This is a genomic window from Ensifer sp. LC163 (assembly GCF_001695855.1).
GTDB lineage: Bacteria > Pseudomonadota > Alphaproteobacteria > Rhizobiales > Rhizobiaceae > Ensifer.
Genome location: NZ_MBSS01000056.1, coordinates 31,953 through 47,025 on the forward strand (window position 1 = coordinate 31,953; position 15,073 = coordinate 47,025).

At 63.0% G+C, this 15,073-nt stretch carries 11 protein-coding genes; 4 read left to right on the forward strand and 7 right to left on the reverse strand.

Annotated elements, in window-relative coordinates; all coding sequences use genetic code 11:
• Positions 1-13: 13 nt before the first annotated feature.
• Positions 14-826: a MerR family transcriptional regulator gene (locus tag BC360_RS26500; RefSeq protein WP_065797450.1), complete on the reverse strand. Its 813-nt coding sequence runs from the start codon at positions 824-826 to the stop codon at positions 14-16.
• 229 nt (positions 827-1,055) lie between these two features.
• On the opposite strand from BC360_RS26500, the gene BC360_RS26505 reads away from it, so the two are divergent.
• Positions 1,056-2,324, forward strand: coding sequence for a 4-aminobutyrate--2-oxoglutarate transaminase (locus BC360_RS26505; protein WP_065797451.1), 1,269 nt, complete (start codon positions 1,056-1,058; stop codon positions 2,322-2,324).
• A 137-nt stretch (positions 2,325-2,461) separates the two neighbouring features.
• Positions 2,462-3,937, forward strand: a complete 1,476-nt coding sequence (locus BC360_RS26510; RefSeq protein ID WP_065797452.1) for an NAD-dependent succinate-semialdehyde dehydrogenase — start codon at positions 2,462-2,464, stop codon at positions 3,935-3,937.
• A 23-nt stretch (positions 3,938-3,960) separates the two neighbouring features.
• Here the strand turns inward: BC360_RS26510 and fabI are convergent, their stop codons facing one another.
• The 4 genes from fabI to BC360_RS26530 are packed head-to-tail and all read right to left on the reverse strand — an operon-like array spanning position 3,961 to position 9,142.
• On the reverse strand, positions 3,961-4,746 hold the full coding sequence (gene fabI, locus BC360_RS26515; RefSeq protein ID WP_065797453.1) for an enoyl-ACP reductase FabI: 786 nt from the start codon (positions 4,744-4,746) through the stop codon (positions 3,961-3,963).
• A gap of 17 nt (positions 4,747-4,763) precedes the next feature.
• Complete coding sequence (locus tag BC360_RS26520; protein ID WP_065797454.1) at positions 4,764-5,948, reverse strand: acetate/propionate family kinase; 1,185 nt, start codon at positions 5,946-5,948, stop codon at positions 4,764-4,766.
• A gap of 2 nt (positions 5,949-5,950) precedes the next feature.
• Positions 5,951-6,907 (reverse strand): phosphate acetyltransferase, encoded by a 957-nt coding sequence (locus tag BC360_RS26525; protein WP_065797455.1) that lies wholly within the window; start codon positions 6,905-6,907, stop codon positions 5,951-5,953.
• 18 nt (positions 6,908-6,925) lie between these two features.
• Complete coding sequence (locus BC360_RS26530) at positions 6,926-9,142, reverse strand: DUF3141 domain-containing protein (RefSeq protein ID WP_065797456.1); 2,217 nt, start codon at positions 9,140-9,142, stop codon at positions 6,926-6,928.
• Between the two features lie 375 nt (positions 9,143-9,517).
• On the opposite strand from BC360_RS26530, the gene htpG reads away from it, so the two are divergent.
• Complete coding sequence (htpG, locus tag BC360_RS26535) at positions 9,518-11,407, forward strand: molecular chaperone HtpG (protein WP_065797457.1); 1,890 nt, start codon at positions 9,518-9,520, stop codon at positions 11,405-11,407.
• A gap of 57 nt (positions 11,408-11,464) precedes the next feature.
• On the opposite strand, the gene BC360_RS26540 is transcribed toward htpG, so the two are convergent.
• Positions 11,465-12,658, reverse strand: coding sequence for a CaiB/BaiF CoA transferase family protein (locus BC360_RS26540; RefSeq protein ID WP_065797458.1), 1,194 nt, complete (start codon positions 12,656-12,658; stop codon positions 11,465-11,467).
• A gap of 10 nt (positions 12,659-12,668) precedes the next feature.
• Positions 12,669-13,856, reverse strand: coding sequence for an acyl-CoA dehydrogenase (locus tag BC360_RS26545; RefSeq protein WP_065797459.1), 1,188 nt, complete (start codon positions 13,854-13,856; stop codon positions 12,669-12,671).
• Between the two features lie 195 nt (positions 13,857-14,051).
• Here BC360_RS26545 and BC360_RS26550 point away from each other — a divergent pair, with 195 nt between their 5' ends.
• Entirely contained in the window at positions 14,052-15,008 is a 957-nt protein-coding gene (locus tag BC360_RS26550; RefSeq protein WP_065797460.1) for a LysR family transcriptional regulator, read from the forward strand.
• Positions 15,009-15,073: the final 65 nt, after the last annotated feature.

Here is a 15,073-nt window from a genome sequence, read left to right on the forward strand (position 1 = left end):
AAACGCGCCGCCGTCAGAATGTCGGCGGCGTGTTGATCCAGAGAAGAACCGTTTCGCCGTCATGCCGGTTGGTCCAGGCATGGCGGCGTTTGCTTTCGAAGTAGAGCGAATCGCCGGCGCTCAGGTCGTAGAACTGATCGCTGTCGAGAATGAACTCGACGCGTCCTGACAGAACGTAGACGAATTCCTCCCCCTCATGCCGATAGGCACCCTCGCTCGAAGCGCCTGGCTCCAGCACGAAGCGATGGCAATCCATCTGGTTGCGACCATCGGCCAGGAGCTGCACGGTGACGCCGGGTGTCGTCTTCGGCCAGCTCCGCCACTCTCCCGCACGGACGACCGCCCGGGCATCGGCCTCTTCCTCACCGGAAAGGCTCGAAACCGTCGATCCGAAATATTCGGCGATATTGTGCAGGACAGCGACCGAAACCCCCTGCGAGGTTCTTTCGAGCGTCGAGAGGACGGAAGCGGCAATCCCGACTTCGCCTGCGACCTGCTCCAGCGTCCTGCCGACGGCATGCCGCAGACTGCGCAACTTGCGGCCGACCTGATTGTCGATACCGCTCTCGCCGGCGGCAGGCGCGTCGTCATCCCCGGCCCCTTCGGCCTCGAGCGCCTCTCTGATGGCAGCGGGATTGAGACCGCGCTCGACGCGGAACCAGGAGATGCGTTTCAGTCGGGCAAGGTCGACTTCGGTGTATTGCCGGTGACCGGTCGGCGAGCGCTCGGGCACCACCAGCCCTTGGGTCTCCCACAAACGGAGCGTCGAGGCGGATACGCCCGCCAGTCGTGCAGCCTCGGCAACCTTGTAGCGCACGCCGCCCATTTCCTGTTTCCCTGTTTCGACCGCGGGTGCCCGCGCGAATCTGCGCCGCGCTTGCGCGTTGGCGAACTTACCCGCCGGGCATGACCTTTTACAAGAATGCGTCATCAGCGCCGGCGTTCTCTCGATCACCAAATTTGATTTGCATTCCATTTTGAAAGATGTACCACTTCCAAAATAATCTTGCAGAAAAAATGCAAAATATTACCTCCGCCAGAACAGGACACGCGCCATGACTAGCCTCACCGATCGTAAGAACGCCGCCATTTCCCGCGGCGTGGGCATGACCACGCAGATCTACGCCGACCGTGCGGAGAACGCCGAGATCTGGGACAAGGAAGGCAACCGCTACATCGACTTCGCCTCCGGCATCGCCGTCGTTAACACCGGCCACCGCCACCCGAAGGTGATCGCCGCCGTGAAGGCGCAGCTCGATCGCTTCACCCACACCTGCCATCAGGTCGTGCCTTACGAAACCTATGTGCATCTCGCCGAGCGCCTGAATGCGCTTGCGCCCGGTGACTTCGCCAAGAAGACGATCTTCGTGACGACCGGCGCGGAAGCCGTTGAAAATGCGGTGAAGATCGCCCGCGCCGCCACCGGCCGCCAGGCCGTGATCGCGTTTGGCGGCGGCTTCCATGGCCGGACCTTCATGGGCATGGCGCTCACCGGCAAGGTGGTGCCGTACAAGGTCGGATTCGGCGCCATGCCGGGCGACGTCTTCCACGCCCCCTTCCCGATCGAGCTGCACGGCGTCACCGTCGAGCAGTCGCTGGCAGCGCTAAAGAAGCTCTTTGCCGCCGATGTCGATCCGGGCCGCGTGGCCGCGATCATCATCGAGCCGGTGCAGGGCGAAGGCGGTTTCTACCCGGCTCCGCCGACCTTCATGAAGGCATTGCGCGAAATCTGCGACCAGCACGGCATCCTCCTGATTGCCGACGAAGTCCAGACCGGTTTTGCCCGAACCGGCAAGATGTTCGCTATGGACCATCATGAGGTTGCGCCCGATCTGATGACGCTGGCAAAGAGTCTCGCCGGCGGTTTCCCGCTCGCAGCCGTCACCGGCCGCGCCGAGATCATGGACGCGCCGGCGCCGGGCGGCCTCGGCGGCACCTATGGCGGCAACCCGCTCGGAATTGCTGCGGCTCACGCCGTGCTTGACGTCATCGCCGAGGAGAAGCTTTGCGAACGCGCCGAGCAACTCGGCGGTCGCCTGAAACAGCGCCTTGCGGCGATCCGCGAGCAGGCGCCCGAGATCGTCGACATCCGCGGCCCCGGCTTCATGAACGCCGTGGAGTTCAACGATGTAAAGACCAATCTGCCGAGCGCCGATTTCGCCAACAAGGTCCGCCTGATCGCGCTCGACAAGGGCCTGATCCTTCTGACCTGCGGCGTGCATGGCAACGTCATCCGTTTCCTGGCACCGATCACGATCCAGGATAACGTCTTTGCCGAGGCGCTTGATATCCTTGAGGCCTCGATCCTCGAAGCGCGTGGTTGACGCTTCGCCGGGCGACCGCTAACGCGGTTGTCCGGGCCAATGAAACGGTCCCGGGTGTCGGGAGGATCGACACCCGCAAAAACAAGGAAAAAGCGAGCCTGCCGGGATGCGCCAGGCATCGCTGGAGGATGCCCATCATGACCCTGACGCCGGCTTTGACGAAACACCTGCGCGCTGCCGAACTGTTTTCCGCACTGGACGGAATTACCCATTCCGCCGGGAGTTGGACGGGCGCGACCTTCGACGTCGTCAATCCGTCGACGGGAGAGCTTCTGGCGACATTGCCGGATATGGGGATTGAACAGGCGCGTGCCGCGATCGATGCGGCTGCCACCGCGCAAAGCCTTTGGGCGGCAAAGCCTGCAAAGGATCGCAGTGCTGTGCTTCGACGCTGGCACGACCTGATCATCGCTCATGCCGACGATCTTGCCGCCATCCTGACCGCCGAAATGGGCAAGCCGGTCGCAGAATCGAAAGGCGAGGTGCTGCACGCAGCCGCCTATGTCGAATGGTATGCCGAGGAAGCCAAGCGCATCTACGGCGAAACCTTCCCGGCGCCGGCCAATGACCGCCGTATGCTGGTCATCAAGCAGCCCGTCGGCGTCGTCGGGACGATCACACCCTGGAATTTCCCCGCCTCGATGGTGGCACGCAAGATCGCGCCGGCGCTTGCCGCCGGCTGCGCCATTGTCCTGAAGCCTGCCGAGCAGACGCCGCTCGTTGCCGGAGCCTTGTTCGTTCTGGCGGAGAAAGCCGGTTTCCCGGTGGGCGTCGCTAACCTGCTTTACGCTGCGGAAGGTGCCGCGATCGGGCGTGAGCTCTGCAGCAACCCGAAGGTTCGCAAAATCAGCTTTACCGGCTCGACGGAAGTCGGGCGCCTGCTGATGCGCCAGTGTTCCGATCAGATCAAGAAGGTCAGCCTGGAACTCGGCGGCAACGCGCCCTTCATCGTTTTCGACGATGCCGATATCGACGAGGCGGTCGATGGCGCCGTCCAGGCGAAGTTCCGCAATGCCGGCCAGACCTGTGTTTCGGCAAACCGCATCTACGTGCAATCGGCCGTGCATGACGTCTTTGCCGAAAAGTTCGTCAAGCGCGTCGCCGAACTGACGGTCGGCGATGGCTTCACGTCGGGCATCACCGTCGGGCCGATGATCGACAAGCACGCGATCGAGAAGATCGAAGCCCATGTCGCGGATGCCGTGTCCAAGGGCGCCGAGGTGCGCAGCGGCGGTCATCGCATCGGCACCTCCGGAACCTTCTTCGAACCGACGGTGCTGACCGGCATTTCGACCGACATGCGCATAGCCCAGGAAGAGACATTCGGCCCGATCGCCCCGATCATCCGTTTCGAGACCGCCGAGCAGGTGATCGCCGAGGCCAACGACACGATCTATGGTCTCGCTGCCTATTTCTACGCCGAGAACCTCAAGCGCGTCTGGCATGTGGCCGAGGCACTCGAATACGGCATGGTCGGCATCAACACCGGCCGCATGTCCTCCGAAGCCGCGCCCTTTGGCGGCATCAAGCAATCCGGCATCGGCCGGGAAGGATCGCGCCACGGGCTCGAGGACTATCTCGAGATGAAATATCTCTGCATGGGCAACATCTGAGCGACCTGGTCGCCCGTCCGCGATCAGTCGACGATGTGGTAGCCACCGTCGACATAGAGCACTTGCCCCGTTATCAGCCGGGCGGCGTCATGGGCCAGGAAAGCAGTCGCCGCGCCGACATCGTCGATGTCCACGAGCTCGCGGCGCGGCGACTTGATCTTCGTCTTTTCGAGCAACGCATCAAATTCCGGGATACCGGAGGCGGCACGGGTCGCAAGAGCTCCGGGTGAAATGGCGTGGACGCGGATGCCCTTGGGACCAAGCTCCGCCGCCAGGTAGCGGACCGCACTTTCCAGCGCGGCCTTGGCGACCCCCATGATGTTGTAATTCTCCACCACCACCTGCGAGCCGTGATAGGTCATGGTGAAGAGCGTGCCGCCATTCTTCATCAAGGGTTCGGCAAGCTGGGCCATGCGGATGAAGGACCAGCAGGATATGTCCATGGTCTTGAGGAAGCCCTCGCGTGGGACATCGGTTACGCGCCCTCCAAGCGCGTCCTTCGGCGAGAAGGCGATCGAGTGAACGACGAAGTCGAGCTCGCCCCAGGTCTTGCCGATCTCCGCGAAGACCGCCTCCATCTGGCCGGGAACGGCAACGTCGAGCGGCAGGAAGATCGGCGCATCGAGTTCGCGCGCCAGCGGCTCCACATAGGGTCTTGCCTTGTCGTTGAGATAGGTGACGGCGACTTCTGCTCCGAAAGCGCGGAAGGCGCGGGCGCAGCCCCAGGCGATCGAACGGTCGTTGGCGACGCCGACGACGAGGCCCTTGCGGCCTTGGAGAAGCTTGGCCTTTGCGGCGGGAATGGACATGGCTTGCCTCCGTTGCGTCAGGCGGTACGGGTTCTGAGGAGCGCCAGCGTGTGGCGCGCGATCATCAATTCCTCGTCGGTCGGAATGAGATACAGCGCCACGCGGCTCGCCGGCGCGGAGATCAACATGGCGCCGGCATCGTTTGCGGTCGGATCGAGTTCGGCCCCAAGCCAGGCGAGTCCTTCGGCGATGCGGGCGCGGATCGGAGCGGAGTTCTCGCCGACTCCCGCCGTGAAGACGAAAGCATCGATCCCGCCCAGCGCAGCCGCGAGCATTCCCGCATTGAGTCCGCATCGATAGACGAAGTGATCGACGGCAAGCTTGGCATGCGGATCGTCGCTTGCGAGGAGATCGCGCATGTCGTTCGACACGCCGGAGAGCCCCTTCAGCCCAGCCTCATGGTAGAGCAGATCCGAGACGACCTGTGCGCTCATGCCCCTTTGAAGGATCAGATAGAGCACGACACCCGGATCGAGTTGGCCCGGACGCGTGCCCATCGGCAGGCCGTCGAGCGCGGTGAAGCCCATCGTCGACTCGATGCTGTGGCCGTTGCGCAATGCGCACATCGAGGCACCGCTACCGAGATGGGCGACGATGACCCGGCCACGCGCAGCCTCCGGCGCCAACTCGCGCAGCCGCTCCGCGACATATTCGTAGGAGAGACCATGGAAGCCGTAGCGCCGCACGCCCTCGTCATAGAAGCTGCGCGGCATGGCGTAGCAATTCACTTGCTCAGGATGGCCGTGATGGAAGGCAGTGTCGAAGCAGGCGACCTGCGGCACATCCGGGTTGATTGCCATGGCCTGGCGGATTGGGGCCAGGTTGTTGGGCTGGTGCAGCGGCGCGAGATCCTGGTAGCTCGCCAGGCGATCGAGCACGGCAGCATCGATCAGCACGGGCTCGGCAAAATCAGGACCGCCGTGCACGACCCGGTGACCGATCGCGCGCAGTGTGAAGCCTTCAAGCGTCAGCAGCCAATCCCGCGCCACCGCGATGGCCGCCGGAAGGTCGCGTACGACGTCTGCATCATAGCTGCGGTCGACCAGCACTGCACCGTCAGCGCCTTTCGCCTGCAGCCGAGGGCGCGTGCCGATGCCGCCGATCTGCCCGCGCACGCGGCGCTCGAGGCCGGTGTCGGTGGTTGCGAACACTTGGAACTTCAGGCTCGACGAGCCGGCGTTGACGACAAGGAGGGCATCCATGGCTATATCGCCTTGACTTGCGTCGCGCGCCGCCTCGCTGCGTAGAGCGCCGCCACGGCGCACGAAGCAAGACGCGTGCGCACCGAATCCGCCCGCGACGTCAGCACGATCGGCACCCGCGCGCCAAGAACGATGCCCGCAGCGTCGGCGCGGGAAAGGAAAGTCAGGTTCTTGGCCAGCATGTTTCCGGCCTCGAGATCCGGCACCACCAGGATCTGGGCTTGGCCGGCAACCGGCGAGGTGATGCCCTTGATGCGAGCGGCCTCCGGATCGATCGCGTTGTCGAAGGCGAGTGGACCGTCGAGAAGGCCACCGGTGATCTGGCTGCGTTCGGCCATCTTGCACAGTGCGGCTGCTTCGATCGTCGAAGGAATCTTCGTCGTCACGGTCTCCACCGCCGAAAGAATGGCAACACGCGGCTCGCCGAGACCGATCGTGACCCAGAGGTCGATCGCATTCTGCACGATGTCGCGCTTGGCTTCGAGGTCGGGGAAGATGTTGATGGCGGCGTCGGTGATGAACAGCGTCTCGGGGTGACCCGGCACATCCATGATGAAGACGTGGCTGATCCGCCGATCGGTCCTGAGCCCGGTGGCGGAGGCGGCCACCTCTCGCATCAGTTCGTCCGTATGCAGGCTCCCTTTCATCAGCAATTCGCCTTTGCCTTCGCGGATCATCGCGACCGCCTTGGCCGCCGCCGCATGGCTGTGCGGCACGTCGATGATCTCACGCCCCCCAAGATCGAGCCGGTGTTCGGCGGCGACATTGCGGATTTTGGATTCCGGACCGACAAGCACCGGCGCGATCAGCCCCATCTCCGCCGCCTCCAGCGCACCACGGAGCGAAGTCTCGTCGCAGGGATGCGTCACGATGGTGACTGCGGGTGCCTCCTCTTGAGCGGCGGCTATCAGGCGGTTGTATTTGGACGGCTCAGTCGTCAGTGCGGTCACCTCGGACACGTCGAACTCCTTCCTCGGTCAGGATGCGCTGCGGTTGGGGGTGGTCTTGCGGACGGCGATCGGGACCGTCGGCTCGCTATCAAGCCCGAAAAGCGTCGCCATGCGTTGCAGCCTTTCGGCTGCAGGGCCCGTCAGCGGGCCGGACGCATCGAGCACCTCTCGAAGGGCCGTGAAGGCGCCACGACGATCCTCGATCGCTTCCGGCAGCAGCTTCGGGAGCGCGGCAAGGGTCGTCTCCTCGTCGATCAGCAGCATGAAATACTGCTCGCGCATCAACGTCTTGAACTCGGCGAGGCTCAGTTGTCTGGCCCCGGGGTGGGCGCGCCGCAGCCGGCGAACGGCTTCAAAACCACGCTCGTCAACCCCGCCGCGCGCCATGCCGACGAAAAGCAATGCCCTGGCGAGGCCTTCGCAAGTGCCACCCTCCGTCATCCTGGCCTTGAGTTCGGCGATGCGTGCATCGACGAGAGCCTGGTGTAGCAAACTCTTCTCGGCCTTGCGCGGCGGCCGGGTCGATTTCGCATCGATACCGAGCGCGGCCTGCAGTGTGGGAGCGCCGTAGATCGCCTGGAACGTCTGCTCCGAGAGGGATTCGGCCATCCGTCGCCAGGCCTCCAGCCCGTCGACGATTTGGCGCGACAGGTTCTCCTGCAGAGCGGTGAATGGGTTGTCCGGGGACGCCGGCTCGCGGCTATCGCGCACCTGCTCGGCCAGCGCCGATGTCCAGGCCATGAACGGATTGTCTGGACCGAACAACGCATACTGCAAGCGCAGCGGGTGCATGTTCCGCATCGCCTCAGCGACTGGCGGCGTCACCACCGTTTTGATCGCCGGCTGCAGGTAGGTGCGGTAGAGCGCCAGATTGATCTCCGAGAGCTTGGCCGCAGCGGCAAAGCGACGTTCGTCGTCGATATCGTTGCCGCCAAGGGTGCGGATGTCGTCGAGCGTTCGCGCCTCGCAGCGCATGACCCATTCGCCGGCGACCAGTTCCCTGCCCTCGGCAGCCTCGCTCGCCGGCGTCAGCACTGCCTCGTAGAGACCCGGCGGCAGCACATCGATCAGCTCGATGTTGGAGGCAAATTCGTCGTGTTCCTTCCGGGCGACGCCCGCGGAAACGAAGATGCCGAGATGCCCGATCGTCTCGTGCACGGTGTAGACGATGGTCTGGCCATAGGCGCGGATCTCGTCGACGCTGTCGTAAAGGTCCAGAATCCAGTCGAGCGCCTGCTGCGGCGGGGTGATGTTGTCGCCCTTCGAGCAGAACACGACAATCGGCGAGCTGATGTTGCGAAGATCGATCGCTGTTCCGTCGGAGGTCCGGATTTCCCCCGCAGCTAGTCTGTTGCCGACGAAGAGTTCATCGACGATGAACTGCATCTCCTCGGCGTTGAGCGTGACGTGTCCGCCCCACCAGCGCTCGAAGCCCAGGTAGCGCCCCGCCTCCGTGTCGATCTTCGAATAGAGATTATATTGTTTGGTCCAGAGCGTGTTGGCGGGGTTCTGGTTCTCGAAATTCTGAACCAGCCAAGCACCGTCGAAGATGCCGGCACCAAGATCGCCGGTCAGTGCGGTCAGCCAACTGCCGCCGAGAAGCCCGCCGGAATAGCGCATAGGGTTCTGGCCCTTGACCCCTGCCCAATAGGAGAGAGGCGCGCCAGCAATGATGATTGGCCCAAAAAGCTCCGGCCTCAGCGACGCGACGATCATTACGGCCCAGCCCGCCTGGCAATTGCCGATCACGCAAGGCTTGCCGTCGGCGGCCGGATGGCGGGCGATGACCGTTTCGAGAAAATCCGCTTCGGCATGGGCGATATCTTCGATGGTCTGGCCGAGAACGGGATCGGGAAGGAAGCCGATGAAATAGCAGGGATGGCCCGCCTTCATCGCCACGCCGATCTCGCTGTCGGCCTTGAAGCCACCGATTCCGGGACCGTGGCCCGCGCGGGGATCGACGACAACAAACGGCCGCTTCGACGGATCGATGACGACGCCATCGGGCGGTACGATCCGCACCAGCGCATAGTTCACAGGCTTGGTGAGCGTGCGCCCGTCGCGGATGAGCTCGGCCCCGAATTCCAAAACGTTCGGAGCGGTTTGCGTCCTGTGCTCCTCGTACTGCGCGCCGCGCTCTCGCATGACATCGAGAAAAAGGATCGAGCGCTGCCAAGCGTCGACCGAGAAGGCGTAGGCATCGGCGAATGTCGGTATTGTCGGGATCGTGGATTGCTTGGGCATGATGTCCACTCCTCGGTGCGAATGAAGGCTGGTCCCGCTCCTGCAAGCAAATAGCACAAGGCAGAAGGCCGGGCGTTGACATGTGTCAAGGAAACAAGCGGCGCAGCCGCGACATGAATTCGGCATTGATGACCCGAGACGTCTGTCGCAGCCCGGACCTCAGGAGCATAGCACTGGAGTGTTACGGCGATTTGTCGTCGAGCGCAGATCGTTCGCCCCGCAACCACGACGTCAAAGGCAACTGCGTCTCGCCAGTCGCCAGCGGCATCTTTGTGCCCAGAGAATTGTACAGAAACGGGCACACCGCAAGTCGACCCTTGAAATTCAAGACGTAGCTTGCCAATTGGGGCGAAAACCATAGGAGTTGCCACCGCGATGAGCGAAGTTGAAATGTCCGTCGAGAAACATGTCTTTGAAGCCGATGTAGCCAGACTGCTCCATCTCATGGTGCACTCGGTCTATTCCGACAAGAACGTCTTCCTCCGCGAACTGATTTCGAACGCCGCAGACGCCTGCGAGAAGCTGCGTTATGAGGCGATCGTCTCGCCCGAGCTGCTGGCAGGCGACACGAGCCCTGGCATCAAGGTGACGCTCGACGAGGAAAACAACCGCCTCGTTGTCGAGGACAATGGCATCGGCATGAGCCGCGACGAGCTCGTCGAGGCGCTCGGCACCATCGCCCGCTCGGGCACGCGCGCCTTCATGGAGCGCATCGAAGCGGCACAGGGCAAGGAGGGCGCGCAGCTCATCGGCCAGTTCGGCGTTGGATTCTATTCCGCCTTCATGGTCGCCGACAATGTCGACGTCGTCTCACGCCGCGCCGGCTCGGACCATGCATGGCTCTGGTCGTCGGACGGAAAGGGCAGCTACACGGTCGCAGCCGCCGATCTTGCAGAGGCGCCGGCGCGCGGCACACGCATCACCCTGCACCTGATGGAAGATGCCAAGACTTATACCTCGCGCTGGACGGTCGAGCGCATCGTCAAGGACCAGTCCGGCCATGTCCCGGTTCCGATCTCGATCGTCGAGAAGCCTGGCGCCGAACCGGTTTCCGTCGGCGATGGCACGGCGCTCTGGACCAAGCAGAAGAGCGAGATTTCCAAGGAAGATTACGCCGACTTCTATCGCGGCGTTTCGGGCCAGTACGACGATCCGGCATTGACGGTGCATTTCCGCGCCGAGGGCCGGCACGAATATACGGCACTTGCCTTCCTGCCCGGCTCCAAGCCGTTCGACCTCTTCGATCAGGACCGAAGGGGCCGGATGAAGCTCTACGTCAAGCGCGTCTTCATCACCGACGAGGCGGAATTGCTGCCGCGTTATCTGCGCTTCGTGCGTGGCCTCGTCGACACGTCGGACCTTCCGCTCAATGTCTCGCGCGAGATGATCCAGGAAAGCCCCTTGCTTTCCAGCATTCGCAAGGGATTGACGAACCGGGTGCTGACGGCGATCGAAAAGCTGGCGGAGAGCGACCGCGAGACCTTCGACAAGGTCTGGGAAAACTTCGGCAGCGTGCTGAAGGAAGGCATTTACGAGGACTTCGAGCGCCGCTCGCAACTGATCGCGCTTTCCCGCTTCCGCACGACCACCTCGGAAGACGGCCACCGCAGCCTTGCCGATTACGTCAAGGACATGAAGGACGGCCAGTCGGCGATCTACTACCTGACCGGCGACAACCTCGCCCAACTCAAGGCATCGCCGCAGCTTGAGGGTTTCCGTGCACGCGGCATCGAGGTGCTGTTGCTGACCGACCCGGTCGACAGCTTCTGGGTGACGTCGGCACCGGACTTCGAAGGCAAGCCGATGAAGTCGATCACCCAGGGTTCAGCCGATCTGGGCAGCGTCGCAAAGCCGGAAGGCAGCGCCGACAGCGCGCCCGAGGCGAGCCAGGCGGTGACCGACTTCGTCGCCTTCGCCAAGGAAACGCTCGGAGAAGCCGTATCTGAGGTTCGCACCTCCGACCGCCTGACGGAAAGCGCCGTCTGCCTGGTGGCGCCGGAGCATGGCCCCGACCGTCAGCTCGAAAAGATGCTGCAGGGCGCCGGCCGCCTCGACGACGCGGCAAAGCCGATCCTCGAGATCAATCCCGGCCACGCGCTGATTGCGGCGATCGCCGCCTGCCCGGCCGATGATAGCACCTTCCGCGCTGACGCCGTTCAGCTTCTGCTCGATCAGGCCCGCGTGCTCGACGGCGACAAGCCGCAGGATCCGCGCGCATTCGCAGAGCGGCTGTCGCGCGTCTTCAACCGGGCGCTCAAGGTTTAACGCGCCGGTTCAAGTGCCTGTAATTGCAGAGATGAAGGGGTGAGAGGGAGAACCCTCTCACCCCTTCGCTTTTTCAGGCACGGCTGCCATGCCGATTTCGGCCAGCACCTCCGCCGTATGCTCGCCGAGGCGCGGAACACCGCGGTCAAGCACAAGAGAGGCATCGGAAAAACGGATCGGCGTACGGACACCCGGCGATGTTCCGCCGGCCGCACCGGAATGCAGTGTGTCGATCTGCATCTGTCGGTGCATGATCTGCGGGTCGGCGAAAACGTCAGCAACCGTGTTGATCGGACCACCCGGAACGCCTGCCTCTTCCAGCAATGTCAAAAGCGTATCCCGTTCGAACCTTGCCGTTTCAGCCGCAAGCGCCGGTGTCAGGCTGTCGCGATTCTGGACGCGGGACGCGTTGGTCAGATAACGCTCGTCCGTCGCCAGATCGCCGCGGCCAAGCAGGTTGCAGAACTTGACGAACTGCCGGTCGTTGCCGACGGCAACGATCAGGTGACCATCGGCCGAGGGGAACACCTGGTAGGGCGCGATGTTCGGATGGGCGTTGCCAAGCCGACGCGGCGCCTTGCCCGAGACGAGAAAATTGAGCGCCTGATTGGCAAGCACGCCGGTCATGCAGTCGAGCAGCGCCATGTCGATCTGCTGGCCTTTTCCGGTTCGCTCGCGCTGCGCCAATGCCGCCTGAACGGCGATGACGCCGTAAAGCCCGGTAAAGATATCGGCGAAGGCGACGCCGATTTTCTGCGGCTCGCGATCCGGCTCGCCGGTGAGATCCATGATCCCGCTCATGCCCTGGACGATGTAGTCGTAGCCGGCGCGATGCGCATAGGGTCCGTCCTGACCGAAGCCCGTCACCGAGCAATAGATCAGGCGCGGATTGACCTTCTTCAGGCTTTCGTAATCGAGGCCATATTTCTCGAGGCCGCCGACCTTGAAATTCTCGAGCAGGACGTCGGATTGGGCCACCAGCCGGCGCACGGCCTCCTGCCCTTCCTCGGTCGTGAAATCGAGCACGACCGAGCGCTTGCCCCGATTGCAGGCGTGGAAATAGGCCGCATCGAGCTTCTCCCCATCCTCGCCGGCGACGAAGGGCGGCCCCCAGGTGCGGGTGTCGTCACCCGCCGGGCTTTCCACCTTGACGACGTCAGCACCGAGATCGGCGAGCGTCTGACCGATCCAGGGACCCGCAAGAATGCGGGCGAGCTCAAGAACACGAATACCCTTCAGTGGCGCTTCCATGATCGGCCGCTCAGAAGAAAGCCTGGAGCCCGGTCTGGGCGCGGCCGAGGATCAGAGCATGAACGTCGTGCGTGCCTTCATAGGTGTTGACCGTCTCGAGGTTCACCATATGGCGCATGACCTGGTATTCCTCGGAAATGCCGTTGCCGCCGTGCATGTCCCGCGCCATGCGGGCGATATCCAGCGCCTTGCCACAATTGTTGCGCTTGACGATCGAGATCATTTCCGGAGCCATGCGGCCTTCATCCATCAGCCGGCCGACGCGCAGCGAGCCCTGAAGTCCGAGGGAAATCTCGGTCTGCATGTCGGCAAGCTTCTTCTGGAAGAGCTGCGTCTGGGCGAGCGGGCGGTTGAACTGCTTGCGATCGAGACCGTATTGACGGGCGGCATGCCAGCAGAACTCGGCCGCACCGAGTGCGCCCCAGGAAATGCCGTAGCGGGCGCGGTTGAGGCAGCCGAACGGGCCCTTCAGCCCCTCGACGTTGGGGAGCAGCGCATCTTCGCCGACCTCGACGTTGTCCATGACGATTTCGCCGGTGATCGAGGCGCGCAGCGACAGCTTGCCGGCAATTTTCGGCGCCGAAAGGCCCTTCATGCCCTTGTCGAGCACGAAGCCGCGAATGGCGTTGCCATGGGCTTCCGACTTTGCCCAGACGACAAAGACATCGGCAAGCGGCGCGTTGGAGATCCACATCTTCGAACCGACGAGGCGGTAGCCGTTTTCCGTCTTGATGGCGCGGGTCTTCATGCCGGCCGGGTCGGAACCGGCGTCTGGCTCGGTCAACCCGAAGCAGCCGATCCATTCGCCGCTGATCAGCTTCGGCAGATACTTCTGCTTCTGCTCTTCCGAGCCGTAGGCGTAGATCGGATAGATAACGAGCGAAGACTGCACACTCATCATCGAGCGGTAACCGCTATCGACGCGCTCGACTTCGCGGGCGACGAGACCATAGGCGACATAGGAGGCGCCGACACCGCCATAGGTCTCCGACACGGTTACGCCAAGCAGACCGAGATCACCCATTTCACGAAAGATTTCGGGATCGGTCGATTCTTCGCGATAGGCAGCAATGATGCGGGGCTGCAGCCGGTCCTGCGCATAGGCCCGCGCCGTGTCGCGGATCATGCGCTCGTCCTCGGTCAACTGATCTTCGAGGAGGAACGCGTCATCCCATTGAAATTGCGTCTTGCCGGCCATGTCTCTCTCCCATCGGATTTTTCCACTTGCGGTTATGGCAAGCGGAACCAAGGCTTTCAAACGAAATTGAGGCACCGCCTCATGCGTCCGCGGAATGGCGCCCTGCAGTCGGGGCGATCTTGACCTTCTTCAGAGAAGGATGATTGTCTGCCTGATTGCCATCCACCCGATAGAGGTCCACCGTAATCCACCCCCATGGCCAATGACCGTCTGGAACGCTTCGCCCACAATCTCGACTGGAACCTGCTGCGCACCTTCGTCGTCGTGGTGGAGGAAGGAAGCATTACCGCGGCGGCCAATCGGCTCCTGCTGCAGCAACCGGCTGTCAGCATGGCGCTCAAGCGGCTCGAACAGACCGTCGGACAGAAGCTCATCGATCGCCGTCCGGGCCGCTTCGACCTGACCGATGCCGGCGCCAGGTTGCACGCGCAGTGCCGCGACATCTTCGCGGCCGTCATCAGGCTTCCCAACGTCCTTGAAACGGCGGGCGAGGAAATCACCGGCCATCTCAATATTCATGTCGTCAGCCATGCCCACAACCCCGCCTGGGACCGGAGGCTCGCGACCTTCTTCAGCAAGCATCCGAAGGTGACGATATCGGTGACCGTGGCCACGACCGTCGATGTGCTGAGCGCTGTCGAACGCAATATCGCAACCATGGGGCTGTGCGACGGCAACATCCCCGCCTGGCTGAACAAGAGCTTCCACGTGCGTGAGCGTTATGCGCTTTACTGCGGCAGCGATCACCCCCTGTTCGGTGCCGAGGGTGTCGATTTCAACGACCTGCGCGGCAATCCTTACATTGCCTTCATCGCCGATGTACTTGGCGGCCAGCACATGAACTCCGTGACGGCAGTGCGCGCCATAGGTTCGTTCGGCCAGCAGGTGCGGGCCGTGTCATGCAATGTCGAGGAGGTGATGCGGCTCATCGCCTCCAATATCGGCATCGGCATGTTGCCGGATCATCTTGCAGCGCCCGCCGTCGCCGAGGGTCGACTTTGGCAGCTCCCGCCCTACCACAACCTGCCGACAACAGATGTCTTTCGCATCTCCAACCCGAACTCGATTCTCAATCCCGCCGAAGCTGCCTTTCTTGCGCATGTGGCCGACACCGCCCCGCTCGACCACTGCCTGGACCATCATCTGAATTGATAGTGACATTTCCCGTTATAAATTTGAACGCGTAGCGGGCGCTGCCTATGGTCCGGCCAAATCAG

Coding starts and splice junctions, on each gene's coding strand:
- BC360_RS26550 (WP_065797460.1), top strand. CDS start 14,052: ATGGCCAATGACCGTCTGGAACGCTTCGCCCACAATCTCGACTGGAAC.
- BC360_RS26520 (WP_065797454.1), bottom strand. CDS start 5,948: ATGGATGCCCTCCTTGTCGTCAACGCCGGCTCGTCGAGCCTGAAGTTC.
- BC360_RS26540 (WP_065797458.1), bottom strand. CDS start 12,658: ATGGAAGCGCCACTGAAGGGTATTCGTGTTCTTGAGCTCGCCCGCATT.
- BC360_RS26500 (WP_065797450.1), bottom strand. CDS start 826: ATGGGCGGCGTGCGCTACAAGGTTGCCGAGGCTGCACGACTGGCGGGC.
- BC360_RS26545 (WP_065797459.1), bottom strand. CDS start 13,856: ATGGCCGGCAAGACGCAATTTCAATGGGATGACGCGTTCCTCCTCGAA.
- fabI (WP_065797453.1), bottom strand. CDS start 4,746: ATGTCCATTCCCGCCGCAAAGGCCAAGCTTCTCCAAGGCCGCAAGGGC.
- BC360_RS26505 (WP_065797451.1), top strand. CDS start 1,056: ATGACTAGCCTCACCGATCGTAAGAACGCCGCCATTTCCCGCGGCGTG.
- htpG (WP_065797457.1), top strand. CDS start 9,518: ATGAGCGAAGTTGAAATGTCCGTCGAGAAACATGTCTTTGAAGCCGAT.
- BC360_RS26510 (WP_065797452.1), top strand. CDS start 2,462: ATGACCCTGACGCCGGCTTTGACGAAACACCTGCGCGCTGCCGAACTG.
- BC360_RS26530 (WP_065797456.1), bottom strand. CDS start 9,142: ATGCCCAAGCAATCCACGATCCCGACAATACCGACATTCGCCGATGCC.